This window comes from Paenibacillus sp. Marseille-Q7038, assembly GCF_965111595.1.
The window spans coordinates 3,153,380-3,170,431 of record NZ_CBCOOM010000001.1 but is presented as its reverse complement, the minus strand read 5'-3'; the positions used below and the strand labels follow the sequence as shown (position 1 = coordinate 3,170,431).

Annotated in this window: 15 protein-coding genes and 1 pseudogene; 11 read left to right on the top strand and 5 right to left on the bottom strand. The window is 42.2% G+C overall.

Translation table 11 applies throughout. The annotated features are described in order from the left end of the window. The first annotated feature begins 106 nt into the window (after nt 1-106). From ACWPWY_RS15090 to ACWPWY_RS15070, 5 genes are all read left to right on the top strand, one after another. Nucleotides 107-1,435 (top strand): ABC transporter substrate-binding protein, encoded by a 1,329-nt coding sequence (locus tag ACWPWY_RS15090; RefSeq protein WP_454192396.1) that lies wholly within the window; start codon nt 107-109, stop codon nt 1,433-1,435. A 14-nt stretch (nt 1,436-1,449) separates the two neighbouring features. Next, on the top strand, nt 1,450-2,565 hold the full coding sequence (locus ACWPWY_RS15085) for an ABC transporter ATP-binding protein (protein WP_454192395.1): 1,116 nt from the start codon (nt 1,450-1,452) through the stop codon (nt 2,563-2,565). 4 nt (nt 2,566-2,569) lie between these two features. Further along, nucleotides 2,570-3,457, top strand: coding sequence for a carbohydrate ABC transporter permease (locus ACWPWY_RS15080; RefSeq protein ID WP_454192394.1), 888 nt, complete (start codon nt 2,570-2,572; stop codon nt 3,455-3,457). A gap of 137 nt (nt 3,458-3,594) precedes the next feature. Continuing rightward, nucleotides 3,595-4,377: a carbohydrate ABC transporter permease gene (locus ACWPWY_RS15075; RefSeq protein WP_454192896.1), complete on the top strand. Its 783-nt coding sequence runs from the start codon at nt 3,595-3,597 to the stop codon at nt 4,375-4,377. 46 nt (nt 4,378-4,423) lie between these two features. Next, a complete protein-coding gene (locus ACWPWY_RS15070; protein WP_454192393.1) occupies nt 4,424-4,699 on the top strand; it encodes a hypothetical protein in 276 nt (91 codons plus the stop codon). Nucleotides 4,700-4,972: 273 nt separating this feature from the next. Here the strand turns inward: ACWPWY_RS15070 and ACWPWY_RS15065 are convergent, their stop codons facing one another. From ACWPWY_RS15065 to ACWPWY_RS15050, 4 genes are all read right to left on the bottom strand, one after another. Beyond that, a complete protein-coding gene (locus ACWPWY_RS15065) occupies nt 4,973-5,170 on the bottom strand; it encodes a hypothetical protein (RefSeq protein ID WP_454192392.1) in 198 nt (65 codons plus the stop codon). Between the two features lie 373 nt (nt 5,171-5,543). After that, nucleotides 5,544-6,692, bottom strand: coding sequence for a mannitol-1-phosphate 5-dehydrogenase (locus ACWPWY_RS15060; RefSeq protein WP_454192391.1), 1,149 nt, complete (start codon nt 6,690-6,692; stop codon nt 5,544-5,546). A 38-nt stretch (nt 6,693-6,730) separates the two neighbouring features. Further along, nucleotides 6,731-8,698 carry a PTS mannitol transporter subunit IICBA gene (locus ACWPWY_RS15055; protein ID WP_454192390.1) on the bottom strand — a complete coding sequence of 656 codons (1,968 nt, stop codon included), beginning with the start codon at nt 8,696-8,698 and terminating at the stop codon, nt 6,731-6,733. After that, nucleotides 8,695-10,830: a BglG family transcription antiterminator gene (locus tag ACWPWY_RS15050; RefSeq protein ID WP_454192389.1), complete on the bottom strand. Its 2,136-nt coding sequence runs from the start codon at nt 10,828-10,830 to the stop codon at nt 8,695-8,697. The genes ACWPWY_RS15055 and ACWPWY_RS15050 overlap by 4 nt, the downstream gene beginning before the upstream one ends. Before the next feature lie 403 nt (nt 10,831-11,233). On the opposite strand from ACWPWY_RS15050, the pseudogene ACWPWY_RS15045 reads away from it, so the two are divergent. Further along, a pseudogene (locus ACWPWY_RS15045) lies at nt 11,234-11,654 on the top strand (organic hydroperoxide resistance protein). A 117-nt stretch (nt 11,655-11,771) separates the two neighbouring features. Here the strand turns inward: ACWPWY_RS15045 and ACWPWY_RS15040 are convergent. After that, on the bottom strand, nt 11,772-11,936 hold the full coding sequence (locus ACWPWY_RS15040; protein ID WP_454192388.1) for a hypothetical protein: 165 nt from the start codon (nt 11,934-11,936) through the stop codon (nt 11,772-11,774). Nucleotides 11,937-12,107: 171 nt separating this feature from the next. Between ACWPWY_RS15040 and ACWPWY_RS15035 the strand changes: the two genes are divergently transcribed. From ACWPWY_RS15035 to ACWPWY_RS15015, 5 genes are all read left to right on the top strand, one after another. Next, on the top strand, nt 12,108-12,485 hold the full coding sequence (locus ACWPWY_RS15035; RefSeq protein WP_454192387.1) for a hypothetical protein: 378 nt from the start codon (nt 12,108-12,110) through the stop codon (nt 12,483-12,485). Between the two features lie 308 nt (nt 12,486-12,793). Further along, complete coding sequence (locus tag ACWPWY_RS15030; RefSeq protein WP_454192386.1) at nt 12,794-13,264, top strand: GNAT family N-acetyltransferase; 471 nt, start codon at nt 12,794-12,796, stop codon at nt 13,262-13,264. Nucleotides 13,265-13,439: 175 nt separating this feature from the next. Continuing rightward, nucleotides 13,440-14,054, top strand: a complete 615-nt coding sequence (locus ACWPWY_RS15025) for a TetR family transcriptional regulator C-terminal domain-containing protein (RefSeq protein WP_454192895.1) — start codon at nt 13,440-13,442, stop codon at nt 14,052-14,054. Between the two features lie 76 nt (nt 14,055-14,130). Beyond that, complete coding sequence (locus ACWPWY_RS15020; RefSeq protein ID WP_454192385.1) at nt 14,131-15,339, top strand: MFS transporter; 1,209 nt, start codon at nt 14,131-14,133, stop codon at nt 15,337-15,339. Nucleotides 15,340-15,450: 111 nt separating this feature from the next. Continuing rightward, on the top strand, nt 15,451-17,004 hold the full coding sequence (locus tag ACWPWY_RS15015) for an acyl--CoA ligase (RefSeq protein WP_454192894.1): 1,554 nt from the start codon (nt 15,451-15,453) through the stop codon (nt 17,002-17,004). Nucleotides 17,005-17,052: the final 48 nt, after the last annotated feature.

Sequence of the window (17,052 nt, the reverse complement as noted above, 5' to 3'; positions counted from 1 at the left end):
GAGCCTGTAACTGGCTGTTCTTGGTCTGATAGAGGTTTCTTCTTTTTGTTATAACCAGGTGGCTGAGGCTGGGTCAATGATGTTCATTCTAAGGAGGATATAAAGGATGAGAAGAGGAAAGAGACGGAATTTACTAACACTTGTACTAGGAATGAGCGTTCTACTTGCTGCTTGCGGTACGGATTCAGGAGGAAGCAATGCAACAAGTACTGCAGGTGCTGCCTCAGGGAACAGCGGAAATACGGAGGAAAAGATTCAAATTAAATACTGGTATGCCTATGGAGAAAAGATTGAAGAGGCGAAACAAGAATTGGTGAAACGTTTTAATGAATCTCAGGACAGAATCGAAGTCGTTGCCGAGTATCAAGGAAACTATGATGATTTACATGCCAAAGTACAAGCTGCTTTTGCTGCAAACAATGCGCCAGCCGTATCGGATCTAGAGATTTCCTCCACCGGGACCTTTGCCAGGTACGGGATGATAACGGACCTTACTGCTTTAGCAGAACAGGATAAAGAAAAACTGCAAATTGACGATTTTAACCCAGGACTGATGGGGAATGCCTATGTGGATGGCAAGTTATACGGGCTTCCGTTTATGCGCAGTACACCGATTATGTACATGAATGTTAGCATGCTAGAAGAGGCCGGGCTTGACCCTGCTGGACCGAAGACATGGGACGAATTCGAAGAGTACGGTAAAGTGCTGAAAGCAAAAGGAAAAACAGCAATGACAATGCCTACAGATATCTGGTTCTATGAGGGACTGGTAGCACAGTCTGGTGGTCAGGTATTAACCGATGATGGGAAGTCCGCTCTATTTAACTCTCCTGAGGGGATCGCTCCTGTGGAGTTCTGGAAGAAATTAGCCGGCGAAGGGATCATTAAAATTCCAGTGGGAGATGAAGCCGGAGCAACTGCGGAAAAAGATTGGGCTAACCAGACATCTGCGTTTCGTTTTGGTTCAACTGCAGGGGTTGCCGGTGCTATTGAAATCTCACAAGGGAATAATTTTGAATTCAATACGGCCTTTATGCCGGCGAATAAATCATATGGAGTGCCTACAGGCGGTTGTCAGCTAGTGATTACATCAAAACTTAGTGAAGAAGAAACCGCGGCAGCTTGGGAATTCCTTACCTTCATGACAACGGCTGAGAGTACAACGTATCAAAGTAAATACACGGGATACTTACCTACTCGAATCTCAGCACTCGAAAGTGAAGAATTACAGTCGCTCTATAAGGAATACCCGCAATATAAAGTTGCTGTAAATCAACTGGCTTATGCTAGACCTCGTCCGATGGAGACGGCGTATCCTGAAGTTGCGAAGATCGTTAAGAATGCAATTGAGAAAACATTGCTTGATCCCAAAGTCTCTGCCCAGGATGCGATGAACGAAGCGAATGAGAAAGCAAATACACTGTTAAGTAAATAAAAGGAGTGGAGAAGATGGGCCAAATTGAGCTAAAAGGAATCAGCAAGTTTTTTAAGCAGGAAGAGGTAATTAAGGACCTTGACCTTACGATAAAAGATGGTTCATTTACGGTGCTTGTCGGTCCATCTGGCTGTGGTAAATCAACAACGCTCCGCATGATTGCGGGGCTTGATGACCAAACCAGCGGTGATATATGGATTGATGGTAAGCGAGTAAATGGAGTTCCCCCGGGTATGCGTGATGTGGCGATGGTCTTCCAAAACTACGCACTCTATCCAACCATGAATGTCTATGACAATATCGAATTTGGACTGATTAATCGGAAGATTCCGAAGAAGGAACGTGAGACGCTGATTGCCGATATCGCTGAAATTGTAGGTTTGAGCGATTATATGAAAAAGAAACCGGAGATGCTCTCCGGCGGACAACGCCAGCGTGTAGCTCTTGCTCGCGCTATGGTTAAAAAACCTGAGGTGTTTATACTCGATGAGCCGCTCAGTAATCTAGATGCGAAGCTCCGCCATCAGATGCGGACAGAGCTTATTCAGCTGCATAAAAGGCTGGGGACGACATTTGTGTATGTAACCCATGATCAGGTAGAAGCCATGTCGATGGGCGATGAAATAGTCATTATGAATAAAGGGGTTATTCAGCAAGCAGCTTCCCCAATTGAACTGTATCACAATCCAGCAAATAGGTTTGCTGCTCAGTTTATCGGAACTCCTGCAATGAACATTCTTCCTTATAAAGGGATCCATTTCCCCTCTTTATCGGCAAACAGCAAAGAAGAGATTCGCCATTTTGGATTTCGTCCGGAGCATGCGCAGCTGCATGCTGGGCATGAGCTAAAAGGAGAGGGTCTTAGAATCAGCGGAGAAATCATGACACGGGAAAGCCTTGGGGCAGAAAATATATACCAGATCCAGTCTAGCTTCGGTATGTTCGCCGTTAAGACGTTCCTCGCTCCTCTTATTATGAATACCATGGTTACCGTTACGGTTCCATACGAGCAGCTGTACTATTTTGACTCTAGCGGACTCAGGGTAAGACAAGCAGAATATAGAGCCGTTGCGATTGAAAATGATGCTACGAAATCTCTTGAACTCATTTCGGTGAGCGGAGGAGGCTAAGGGCATGGTGGGTTCGACATCGAACATATGGCATAAGCTTAGACCCTATGGAATGGTAACGCCGGCACTAGCCGTTTTTGGTGTATTTTTCATTTATCCTATTTTTTATATGATCTATCTCAGTGTATTTGACTGGAATTTTGTCAGCCCAACAAAGGATTATGTCGGTTTGCAAAATTTTTCGGCTTTATTGTCGGATGCAGAGTTTCGTCAGGTCATACTAAATACGACAATATACACCGTTGCTACGGTGCTTCTCACCCTTAGTATTTCTTTACTGCTGGCTCTTTGGTTAAATCGTTCCGGAGCTTTCTATGGATTTGTCCAAGGGGCCATATTCAGTCCGCATATTATTTCTTTAGTATCCATTTCCCTATTATGGAGCTGGCTGATGGACCCGGAGTATGGGCTTTTGAACTGGGTTATCGGCCTATTGGGCTTTGGACCATTAGAGTGGTTATCTCATCCGGATACTTCTCTAATGTCACTCATTCTGGTGGCGGTGTGGAAAGGGATCGGGTTCAACACTCTTGTCTTTATTGCCGGGCTGCAAAGCATCCCGCAAAGTATATATGAAGCAGCTGCACTGGATCGATCCAAACCATGGCGTACGTTTACGCGATTAACGTTACCCATGTTATCTCCAACGCTGTTTTTCCTGGCGATTATGAGTATGATTGGTTCCTTTCAAGTATTTGAGACGATCGCGATTATGACGCAGGGTGGGCCTGTGAATTCAACAAACACGCTGGTCTATTACATCTATCAGTATGGTTTCCGTTTCTTTAAGATTGGCTATGCTTCGGCGGCTGGAGTAATCTTGCTTATGATTGTTGGAGTTCTTACCCTTATCTATTTCCGTCTACTATCCAAAAAGGTTCATTATCGGTAAAAAGAGAGAGGAGGGTACTAATGAATGTAGTTAATCCCGCAGCAAGCGCAAAACGCAGCGCGCGAGACAAAGTGAAAGAGGAAGCAAGTGGGATGAAGGTGGTGAACCGTCTCCTAACCGTCATTAATGTGATTCTAATGGGAGTGCTTGTTCTTATCTTTGCTTTACCTTTTGTTTGGATGGTGTCCACATCACTCAAAACACTGCCGGAGACGATGATCTTTCCGCCCGAGTGGATTCCGGCAAGCCCGCAGTGGCAAAACTTTACTCAAGCTTGGAACTCAGGACCGTTTCTTCACTATTTTATGAACAGCGTGATGATCTCCGGAGGTATTCTGCTGTTGCAGATGCTTACGATTATTCCCGCTGCCTATGCGTTTGCGAGGTTTGAGTTTAAGGGATCAGGTGTTTTGTTTGGACTTGTCATGATAACGCTGATGATTCCTTCTCAGTTGATCTTCTTGCCCGTGTATCTTGAACTCAGTTCTTGGAATCTGCTTAATACGCATCTTGGGCTGATCCTACCTTTTGCGTCCAGTGCATTCGGGATATTTCTTCTGCGGCAATCGTTTAAGCAAGTGCCGAATGAACTGATTGAGGCAGCTCGTCTAGATAAAGCAAAAGAGTGGAAGATTATGCTAAAACTTATGATCCCTATGGCTCGTCCTGCACTTATTACCTTCGGCTTGTTTAGTTTTATTAGTCACTGGAATGACTATTTCTGGCCCCTGGTGATGACAACGAACGAAACGGCACGTACCCTCCCGCTCGGGATTGCTAAGCTTCGAGAAACAGAAGGGCTAACCACATGGAATGTTCTTATGGCAGGGAATTTGATACTGGTTGTCCCGATTCTCATTATCTTCTTTTTTGCACAGCGATCGATTATTAAAGCATTCGTATATAATGGTGTGAAATAAGGGCATATGTATATGAAGACAAGCTGTTTTCAAGTGACTAGAACCTATGGTTAAATGGTATCCGGAGGTGATTGTTATCCTGAACCCGGGTAAGAAAAAACGCAATCCTAAGTTTGTTATAGCAGAGGCGGTTGCTACTGCCCTCGCCCTGATTTTACTCATTGTTTCGCTAGTGAACTCAACGATTTCTCTAGGCTGGTTTTTCCTTAGTATGTCTGTGGTCTATGCTATTCGGTATTGGGAGCTTAGATCATGGATTCAGGTGCTTTCCATCGTGATTTTGGTTTTGGGTGCTGTAAGTTTGTTTATGTTAGGACAATAAATATTTTAGAAAGTTTGAAAAGCCCTATATAAGGGCTTTTTTGCTATTTATTTCTTAATTATTTATTTTAAATTATATTAAAATAAATAATTCTCTTGTATACAAAATGTAGCAGGAGTGTTGTGTGAGTGAGAATATGTCTAAAATCACATTGGTAAGTATGGTTTTTGTTTCCGTAAAACTCCATAACAAAAGCCGATATTCGCTCCTTTTATTAAAAGAGTGGACATCGGCTGGTCTAGTAAAAAGTATGATAGGATAGGGATCTAAGATTCAAAAAGGGACAGGAATGAGCGTAGAGCAGTGTTTAATTTCCTGGAAAGGAATACTGACAATACCTTGTGTATGTTTTAGACGAAGCTTCTTATACGGGAGCTGAAGACTTACGACCCCAGAATAGACAGATCCATCCGTTAAAGAAAGATGTACAGAATAACCTTTTCGCTCAGCAATTTGTAGTTCTTTCATCATAGTAATTCCTCCGTTCGCTTTTGAGTAGTTCATAATAACTATGTCGGTAGCAGGAAGAAAAAAGTGAAGATATATTTTTGTAATCGCTTTCTTTTAATATAAGGGAATTGCTTATGTGAATACAAGATGTAAATAGTCCTGTTTATCCTTTTATATATTTATAGAATACCCATTATGATTAAATGATTAACATATTTGTGAAAAACATTATATACAAAAATCAATTTCAAAACTCATTAACACGATAAATTTGTAACTATATATAGACAAATAGAACCATTTTAGTAGAGGAAGTTGTACTGGAGATACAAAAAACCGCCATCCTCTAAGGATGACGGTTGATACAGAATAATTGAGCTTCACATTACATTTATTAGGCTTTGGAAGTCTTCGCATATTCTTCACAGATGATGCGGTGATCTTCACTGCCTTCCGTAAATCCAGTAACAGAGGACACAGCAGATTTAATGCCATTTTGGGCAATTTGCTCTTGCAACTCTTTGGACTGCGGATCTTGCGGGTTATCATAATGGAATGCAGCAGCAATACCTTTCAGAAGAGCAACATGTCCAAGTCCATATTGAATCGCCATATTAGCAGGACCTACTAGGCGATCTGCTGGACCGAGCTTACGCAACGGCTCACGGCCTACACGAATAACTTCATCGCGAATATATGGGTTTTTAAAGCGTTTTTCAATCTTATCAATGTATTTATAGTGTTCTTCTTTATCAAAACCATGCTTTTTGATTAGTGCATCGCCGCTTTCTTCCATTGCTTGACGTACCACTGCACGAATTTCATCATTGTTGATTGCTTCTTCGATGGTTTCCATACCAGCAAGGTAACCAAGGTAAGCAGTAATCGCATGACCTGTGTTCAATGTGAACAGTTTACGCTGAACATAAGCGAGCAGGTTATCTGTCAGTTTCATTCCTGGAATTTGAGGCACTTCACCTTTAAGGGAAGGTTCTTCTACGATCCATTCATAGAAGGACTCAACACCGACATCAAGCATGTTCTCGCCTTGGTAAGGAGGAACGATACGGTCTACGGAACAGTTAGCAAAACCTACATTCTCCTCAGCATATGCTTTACCTGCCTCGGACAAGTGAGTGTATACCTGTTCTTCTAAATGCTTGCTTCCGCCGACCATGTTCTCACAAGCGATGATGTTCAGAACACCTCTGCCTGCTTCTCTACGAGCTTCAATCCCTTTAGCAATCGTAGAAGCAATGATTTTCAGAACGTTTGGACCTACTGCAGTAGTGACGATATCAGCCTCTGCCACTTCGTTCACGATATCTGGACCATTCGAGAGTACACCGGAAACATTCGTAATTGTTTCTTGTCTTTGCTCCAAATCAAGGATGTGGATTTGGTAGCTTTTTTTCTCGTTCAGTTCATTGATCATTTCTTCATTAATATCGGCAAATACGACATGGTAAGAAGCTTGGGAGAGAAGGGCGCCGATAAAGCCACGCCCGATATTTCCTGCTCCAAATTGAATTGCTTTTTTCATATGAAAAACCCGCTTTCGTTTTAAAGATTTGTTATTCTTTATTCTCCGAAAATGCTGTAGATTTCATTAGGATCTTTGGATTGTGCCAGTCTTGTTACGGTAGATTCATCTTCAATGGCTTCTGCAATTTTCGTAAGAATCTGTAAATGTTCTCTACCTGCTCCAGCGATCCCGATAACGAGATATGCACGGCCGCCTTCGAATTCAACACCTTCTGGATATTGATGAACGACAATACCGCTTGTTTTAATTTCTTTCTTCGCATCGCCTACTCCGTGAGGAATCGCTACACCGTTACCGATGTAAGTGGTTGCTACCCCTTCACGTTCAATCATGGCATCCACATAATGTGGTTTTACATATCCTGCGGCAACAAGGGATTCACCTGCACGGCGGATTGCATCTTCCTTACTTTCGGATGGAAGCTGAAGTACAATGTTTTCTTTACGTAGTACGTCGCCGCCTTTTGTATCTTCGGAAGTTTCTTTCACTTCTTCAGGCACTGCTTTGTCTGCTGCACCAGATACATCCTCTTTTGCGTGTTCAGGTATTGGAGAAGTACTTTGTTCTTGTTTTGCTTTTAAGTCTGCAATTAACTTGTCATAAATCGGATTGTTAACGAAGTTATCAATCGAGACGTGAATTGCATTCGGTGCTTTTCCTTTAGCACGTGGTGTCAGGTTCTGCTGAGTAACAACAATGTCTGCATCGCTCGGAATATTCTCGATTGCTGTGTTTGTTACATCAATCGGCAGACCCGCTGCTTTTACTTTTTTACGGAAAGAAGTAGCACCCATTGCACTTGAACCCATACCTGCATCACATGCAAAGATGATTTTCTTGATTTCTGCTTTATCATTCAAGTTAGCTGCAGGAGTCTCTGTGATCCCTTTGCTGCTTTTTTTCATGCCTGCTACTGCTTCTTTTGCTTTTTCTAGGTCTTGTTCATCTGCAGAAGATCTGCGCAAGAATAAGGAAGAGAGCAAGAAAGATACAACAACAGATACAAGAACACCCGCAAGAATAGGGAGATAAGAACCTTTAGCTGACATCGCCATGATCGCAATGATACTTCCTGGAGAAGATGCAGCAATTAGACCTGCATCAAGCATGTTAAATGTGAATACACCAGCCATACCAGATACGATAACAGATACGAACATAATTGGTTTCATCAGGACATATGGGAAGTAAACCTCATGAATACCACCAAAGAAGTGAATGATTGCTGCGCCCGGAGCGGATCCTTTAATTGAGCCTTTTCCGAAGAAACTGTAAGCAAGCAGTACACCAAGACCTGGTCCTGGGTTTGCTTCAAGCAAGAACATGATCGATTGACCCGTAGATTCTGCTTGCTGAATACCGATTGGACTCAGAATTCCATGGTTAATTGCATTGTTCAAGAACAAGATTTTTGCTGGTTCGATAAAGATGGATACAAGCGGGAGAATTCCCCAGTTCAGCATCGCATCTACACCGGATGCCAAAATGTTAGTGAATGCGGCTACGACAGGTCCGATACCGTAAAGTCCTGCGATGGCCAAAAGCATACCGATAATACCGGCAGAGAAGTTGTTAACCAACATTTCAAAACCAGAAGGAGTTTTGCTTCCGACATATTTATCAAATTGCTTGATTACCCATCCGCCGAGCGGACCCATAATCATGGCACCGATAAACATCGGAATATCAGCTCCGACGATAACACCCATTGCGGCAATGGCACCTAGTACCCCGCCTCGATGATCGTGAACAGCTTTACCGCCGCTATATGCAATCAGCAAGGGAAGAAGGTATTTAATCATTGGATCCACAAGGGATGCCAGTGTAGCATTCGGGAAATAACCTGCCTCAATAAAGAGAGCAGTCAGAAGCCCCCAGGCAATGAAGGCACCGATATTCGGCATAACCATTGCACTTAGAAAGCGTCCAAATTTCTGAGTTGCTTGTTTGATATTGCCCGTTTTTTTAGGGACAGATTCATTAGTAGCTTCCAGCGTACTCATATTTGTTCTACCTCCATTGTATATTGTTCCATTTTTCGTAAATATAGATCTTTCAAAATACCTTGAATTTCTTTCGTTAAGGCAGCTTGGCGAGCTACACTTAAACGAATAGCAAAGCCAGGACGGTCTATCAGTGATTTGCTGACTTCGCTTGCCGCTTCTAGATACGTACGTTCGCTTTGTTTTGGTGCTAATAAAATGATGGCAGCATAGAGATTTGCATCATTTTCTGTGCCATATGTCAGCGGTTCTTTAAAGCGGATAATACCAAGAGCTAAACGATGAATAACGGTCGATCTACAGTGTAGTAAAAAGATTCCCTCAGTAGAAAGAATCGTTTCCCCAAGTCGTTCCCGATCATGAAGTTCAAGGCTAAGTGTAGAAGCTTCTTCTTCCTCAGTCGTAAATTGCCTAGCAATCTTATGGATCAGCTCATTAATCGTTCTTGATTCCACTTGATCTTCAATCACCAGATTATTCATGAGATCTTGAATACCTTGAATTAGATTCTTCTGCTTTTCCAGCGTATCTGGTAGATAAGCGGGTGCTTCATTCGAAGCAGGTCGAAGTTCAGGTAAAGGTTCAAGATGTTCCAGAGAAGTTCTTACGTTTTTCATATCCGCTTCTCCAAGAAGAGGTGATACCCTGACTACCTGTCTTTTGCTAGTCAGATCTACGGTTGAGATCACCAGATCGACTTGTTCATCAAGCTCACTGATCTCTGCAGCAGAGATGGCATCGACAATTTGAAGGGATGGGAATTCTTTTCTTACTCTGGTTTGGAGAAGACTAGAGGTGCCCATCCCGCTTGCACATACGATTAAGACACGAACAGGTCGTTCTCTGTACTTAACTCCTGCATACTCCGACATCGCTCCGATGTGGAGGGCAATGTAACCGATTTCCGCTTCCGGTACAGGCTTTTCTAGATAATCTTCTAGAACTTTGGCGCACTTTCTTGCTACCTCATAGGTGGCAGCGTATTGCTCTTTAATCTGAGAGAGCAGAGGGTTACGAATATCGAGCCCAAGCCGTAATCGCTCAATAGCAGGACCTAGATGACTGATAAAACCATAGAAAAGCTTGCTGTTGCTTTTTAATTCAAAACCTGTTTCTGATTCCGCCTCTTTAAGAATTTTTCGAGCCAGACGAACCAGCTCAAAACTGACATTCTCATAAGCTGCCTCTGATTCGGCTTCGGTTTGAATTCTTGTCTCGGCACCCTTTAGGTGCATGGTAATATAGCCAACTTCATCTTCGGGAATCGTCAGATTAAGGGCTTCCTCTAAGCGTTTTACAAGCATCTGAGCTGCATTGAAATCAGGGTGCAATCGCAGTTCGCTTAGCACGCTTGGGGGGATAGTGATACGCTGTCCCTTTTTGATTCTCTCGATCGCGAGAGCGAGGTGGACGGCGAGTCCGATAAAGGCGCTGTCCGTCAGCTTCATGCCGGTTTTTGCTTCGAGTTCTGTCAAATACTTCTCAATAATCACAATCGTACTATCTTCAACAAGATTCAAGAGACGGTTTCGGATATGTTGCTGAATTCGTCCTATATTTTGACCGCTTTCATTCAGCGGGTCGCGAACCAGACGAATGAGCTCATATTCATCCACACTTTCATGAAGCAGATGAATGAGTGCGGCACGATAATCTTTTTCGGTGCCTTCTACATAAATCCCATATCCAGGTTTACGCATTAACTTAATGTGAAAGGCTTCGAGCCAGCCTTCTATAAGATCCAGATCGTGGCTGAGCGTACCTTCCGTTACTTTAAATCTTGATGCGAAGTTGAAAAGTTTGATAGGTTCAGAACTCAGCAAAAGCTCACTAATCATAAAATATCGGCGTTCATCTCGGGTATAACTGGTGGGTGCTTTAAAGCTTTCTATCGCGTCACGAACGGATTCGAAAGCAGAAGGTTCTCCTTCAAGCATAAGACCAGCTCCGGGTTTGCGATTTAGCGTAAGAGCATAATCGCTGAGCCATATTTCCATAGCTGACAGCTCGCGTTTAATCGTCTTTTCACTAACATCCAATTCATCTGACAGCTCACGTACGGTTACAAAGCGGCCTGGCGTTGCAAGAAGAAACCGGGTCATTTGAACCGTTCTTTCACTGGGTTTCTTCATGAATCCACGCTCCTTGTAAAATTATACGAAAAACAAACTGGCCAGAATTTTAGAAAACGATATCAACTTGCAGCTTGAAATTTATAAGGTTTTTTACTGGAGTCAATAAAAATTGTAAACAAAGCCCTTGACAAATTCAAAGGAAAGATACTGGGGTTTGACCCCTACAACCTAGGGACATATCTAAAAAGGACAAAGGTAGTGTTCGTTACATGGGAACGCGTTATTCGGAATTTCTGAAAAGAGTAAAGAGAGCAAAATACATTCATTTTAAGAAAAGGATTTACTTTCAATATTAGATTGTGTACAATTGAATTGTTAGAAAGTTTATTGATTTGAAATAAAATGAAGTAAGATTAAACGAAAAAAAACAATACATGAGTAATCCAGAGGAGAATGAAAAATGAAAACATTATATGAAACAACCGTGACCAACACAGGTGGACGCCAAGGATTTGTACAATCTCCAGATAATACATTTATGCTAGATGTGGCCGCACCGCCTGAACTTGGAGGAAAAGAAACGACAGCGACCAACCCTGAACAATTGTTTGTTTGCGGGATACAGTGCTTGCTTTAACTCTGCACTAGAATTTCAATTGAAGAAGAATCAAGTAAAGATTGAGAAGAGTACAGTAACAGCGACTGTTATGCTAAAAGCAGATCCTGAGGACAATGGAGTTAAACTAGAAGTCGAACTGAACGTTCGTATTGATGGACTGGATGAGGAAACAGCACGGAAGTATGTGAAACTTGCTCATGATTACTGCCCTTATTCTAAAGCCATTAAAGGAAATGTGAATGTTACAGTAGGTCTGGAATAAGCTGACTATTTAAATAGAAGAAACTGGTTAGAAGTAATTCGCGATAGTAATAAAAGAGAATGGAAAATGGATACCATAACGGTATCCATTTTTTATTAGAATGAATACTTACAATCCTTAAGTATTCCATTTTTCCTGTTCTTTTTTCTTTTCCATGTCCTGACGCCATTTTTCATCTTTCTCCAGAGCTTCCTTCACATAATCCCGCGGTGGAATTTTAGAATTAATGTTAAATAACAAGAAAATAATAAATAATAACAGTAAAAGTATCAAAAATACCATGGCTAAGTCCTCCTTCGTATATGTTCTACCAATTGAGAGAACGATAATTTTGTGTTATATTAGAGTTTCCATTTTAAAGATAAAAACATGGAGATTTTTTAATAATTAAATACAATTATACCATTTGTATGGTATTTACAAAGGGATGTATTAATAAAGAGGAGAGAAGAAATGTATAAAGGAATGATTTCCGCTTTTTTCTGTGTGATTCTCTTATTGTTTCAACTCGAAACTGCTGAAGCACAGAGAGTAATAAATACCAAGGCACAAGTGGCAACGCTTAGCACGTTTTCTACTCAGATGGAGCGGGTAAACAACCTTGCTGAGGGAAGGGAATTGTCATTATCAAAGGAAGAAGAAGACAGAATAAGAAGGCAATATGATCTTGATCCGCCGGAGCCACAACAGCCGAAATTCACAAGTGACTGGGGCTTGATCTATGGTGATATTATGTTGAGTTCTGGAAAACCTGCTCTTCAGCTGGGACCGAATGTTTCAAGAGATCTTGCCAAGCTATTTACGTACATATTAATGATCGCTAATCTATAACTAGGAATACGATGTTAAATCCCTCTGTTCATTCCATCAAGGTTTTTCACCTTGTCAGATGATCAGGGGGATTTTTTATCTCGCTAAAGATTCTTTAATTTTTATCCAATCAATATAAATACTTATCGGGTTTAACTCATAATCGCAAGTTTTTGCAAATAGACAGCGCATTAGAACAAGCCAATAAGACCATCATCCGAGTATACTTATAGCGATATATTCCAAAATAGACCTGATCGATGTTGAACATTGATACACTACATTATTCTTGTTCAACATCGATGCAGAAATCAGCGGAGGTACTCCTTATGCCCGATATGCTCGTGAAACTATATGACTTGCCTGAAATGGAACCAATAAGAAGTTATGAACAGCGTACAGGAGTTACGATACGCCGTGCGATTGCACCAGAAAAGCACGTTGTCGCCGACTGGGTGGGAAAGCATTTTGGAAAGGGATGGGTAAGTGAAGCGGAAGTTGCTTTCGCAAGGTCGCCTATTACCTGTCTTATCGCGGTAGAGAACGGTAAAATGCTTGGTTTTGCTTGTTATGATGCTACGGTTAAAGGCTTTTTTGGCCCTACCGGAGTAGATCAGAACGAGCGTGGACGGGGGATCGGGAAAATGCTGCTGCTGTATACAATGGATTATATGAAGCAGGAAGGTTACGGATATGCCATTATCGGAGGAGCAGGGCCGGCCGAATTTTATGCAAAAACAACCGGTGCTACCGTTATTGAAGGTTCGATTCCTGGAATGTATAAAGGAATGCTTTCGTAAGAGAGAATTAAAATCAGACCATTTATGGTGCGATTAAGAATAGAGAACCCCTTATATTTGCTGAGATAACAAGGTCTTGGCGAGGTTAAGGGGTTTTTAATTGACATCCATCATTCCCATATATTACTATTATACCGAACAGTCGGTTTAGGGAAAGGAGACGGTTCTCATCGAGATCAAGCGAAGAAAAGATGCAACTCAGATTAAAAAAGATATCGCTCATCAAATCAAGGATCTGTTTTCACAAAAGGGATACAATGCCACGTCAATGGAAGAGGTTTGCCGAGTTACAGGCCGAAGTAAAGGCAGCATCTATTATCATTTTAAGAGCAAAGAGGAAATGTTTATGTATCTCATCAAGCTGAACAACGAGGAGTGGATGGAAGCCTGGATGGCTAAGGAAGTAGCACACGAGACAACCCGAGATAAGCTCTTTGCTCTAGCGGATCACTATGTAGATGATATGAACAATCCACTCACTCATGCGGTTAATGAGTTCATGTCCAGCCAAGTCGTCACTGAGGATATGCTAAATGATATGTTAGAGGTGACACGGCTTCCTTATAAGACGTACGAACAGTTGATTATAAGAGGCATGGAGCGCGGGGAGCTGAAGAAAGATAGTCCGAAGGATGTGATGTATATACTTAATGGACTATTAAACGGAATGAGTATGCTTTATTACGAAAAAGATTTAGAAGAGATACGGCGTATTTACAGAAAAGGAATAGAAATATTGCTAGCCGGAATGGAAATGCCTACCGAAAAGATAATGACAGAAGAGGACTGATGGAAGGATCAGTTTTTCTTTTTCATAATAATAAACCGAACGGTCGGTCTAAAAACGAAGGCAAAGGAGAGATAAAATGAACCAACTGCTTCGCAACAAGTCATTTTTAATCGTAACGGGTTCTGATTTATTGCAAAATCTAGCGATTTGGATACGAAATATGGCGATCTTGTATTTTATTGTTGAACGGACAGGGGGAGATCCCTTCGCTGTTTCGCTCATTACGGTTTTAGAATATGTCCCCATTTTTGTTTTTTCCTTTATTGGCGGGGGATTTGCAGATCGCTGGAATCCTAAAAAAACGATGATATGGGGTGATATCTTAAGCACGCTTTCCATTGTTCTGATTATTACCCTGTTCTGGTTTGGGTACTGGCAGGTGCTGTATGCAGCCACTTTTGTATCTGCCATCGTGAGCCAGTTTTCACAGCCTTCCTCAGCTAAAATCTTTAAAAGGAATGTTCCAGAAGAGCACGTTCAGTCCGCAATTGCACTTACGCAAAGTCTTCATTCACTGTTTATTATTGTGGGTCCGCTGCTTGGGACGTTCATCTATACCACTCTTGGACTGCAAGCCTCCCTATATACCTTACTCTTCTTATTTATCTCGTCCGCTGTATTGCTTACTTTTCTGCCTTCAACTACTGCGGAAAGGGAAAAACAGAACTCTTTATACGAGGATCTGCTCGAAGGGTGGCGCTTCATTCTAAGGACGCCTTCTCTAAAATGGCTCGCCGTAGTCTTCGCTATTGTAGGTCTCGCAGAAGGGTTGGTTAGTCCCTTACAGATCTTTATCGTTACCGATAGATTAGAACTGGAAGCAACTTATGTTTCCTATCTTTCGGGAATATCAGGTCTCGGTCTGCTTATAGGAAGCGGAATTGCTGCTTTTATAGGTCAAAAAATAAATCAAACGTTCCTGCTTGTTGCAGGGATGTGTGTGATGGCACTTACTACCATAGGTGAAGCTTTATCTACTTCCTTCGCTTTGACTCTGACCATCAGCTTTTTTGGTGCTATTAGTTTAGCGTTTATCAATGTGGTCATCTCGACCTTTATGGTTGCGCAGGTGGAAGAGAAGATGATTGGTAGAGTCAATGGAACCATTATGCCTTTATTTATGGGAGCCATTCTTATTGGATCTTCGGTTACAGGTCTTCTCATGAATGCGACATCTTTACTTACGGTTTACCTGATTTCAGCAGCTATTATTCTCATCAGTGTGTTGCCAAGTCTATTGATTCGTTTTAAGAATCAAGAGGGGACGGAAACAGTAGGTCCTTAAAAAATTAGCACCAGGTACTAATTAATGTTATAATGGTCCTAATACCTACATGACATTAAGGAGACGATGAGCGTGAATTACGAGCACTGGATTGCACCTGAACAATATAATATGACATCAGAAATGGAACATCATCCGGCTGAAAACGTTGCACTCAAGTGCTTGGATGAGCATGAACATGAAGAGGAAGTAACTTATGGGAATTTGCTAAAAAAGGCAAACCAAATTGCAGGTGGCCTCGCAGATCTTGGTCTAACTAAAGGTGACAAGGTACTTGTTATGGTCCCAAGAAACGTAATTGCGTACGCCATTTATATTGCTTGTTTGAAACTCGGCCTTGTTATTATTCCTTCTTCTGAGATGCTCAGAGCAAAAGACCTTTCTTACCGGCTTGTACATTCGAAAGCTCGTGCTGTCATTGTATGGTCCAGTGTGACGGACGAAGTTGATAAGATGGAAGAAACGATTCCTTCCTTGGCTTATCGAATTGCGGTATCTGCTAAACCAGGGGAAGAAAAAGCCGGATACCGTATGCTGAATGAACTGATGGAAGGACAACCAGAGGTACGCGAAGCTGTGGAAACACATCGGGATGATGCAGCTATTCTGACGTATACATCAGGTACAACGGGAAATCCCAAGGGGGTTGTTCATAATCACGGTTGGGGTTACGCTCATCTGCGAATTACTTCGTCATGGCTCGATATAAAGTCACAAGACATGGTGTGGGCTACGGCTGCACCTGGATGGCAAAAATGGATTTGGACCCCCTTCCTTTCCGTACTCGGAAACGGAGCAACGGGATTTGTGTACAGCGGTTCGTTTGAGCCGAAGCGGTATTTACGGTTTATGCAAGATCACAAAATCAATGTGCTTTGCTGTACCCCGACGGAATATCGGTTGATGGCAAAACTTGATGGATTAGGTCATTATGACTTGTCGAGCTTGCGCAGCGCAGTATCTGCGGGTGAGCCGTTGAACCTGGAGGTGATTAGCAGCTTCCAGCGCCATTTTGATATTACGATTCGTGATGGTTATGGGCAGACCGAAAGTACGCTGCTGATCGGTAACCTGAAAGATATGCCTTTCCGTAAAGGTTCGATGGGGATGTCTATATCACCAGGACTTGTTCAGATCGTAGATGAGGAAGGACAGCTGGTTCCTCCTGGAGAAGTAGGAAACATTGCCGTTCATACGGAAATGCCAGCACTTTTCAGTGCCTATTATTTAGATGAGAACCGGAAACAGGCAAGTATAAAAGGGGATTACTTCCTTACGGGAGACCGTGCAAGTATTGATGAGGAAGGGTACTTCTGGTTTGAAGGCCGCGGGGATGATATTATCATCAGTTCGGGGTATACGATTGGACCGTTTGAAGTGGAAGAAGCACTTATGAAGCATCCCGCGGTAAAAGAATGTGCTGTAGTAGCAAGTCCGGATGAGACAAGAGGGCATATTGCGAAGGCGTTCATTGTGCTGCAAGACGGCACCACAGGTTCCAATTCTCTCATCAAAGAAATTCAGCATTATGTAAAAGAGATAACAGCACCTTATAAATATCCGCGTAAGATTGAATTTATTAGTGAATTACCAAAAACAAGTTCAGGTAAGATTCGCCGGATTGAGCTTCGTAATCTGGAGAAACAAAGAGCAAATCAGGCATGATATATAAAATGGGGGATTTCGATTCCTACATATAATGGAACGGCAGAA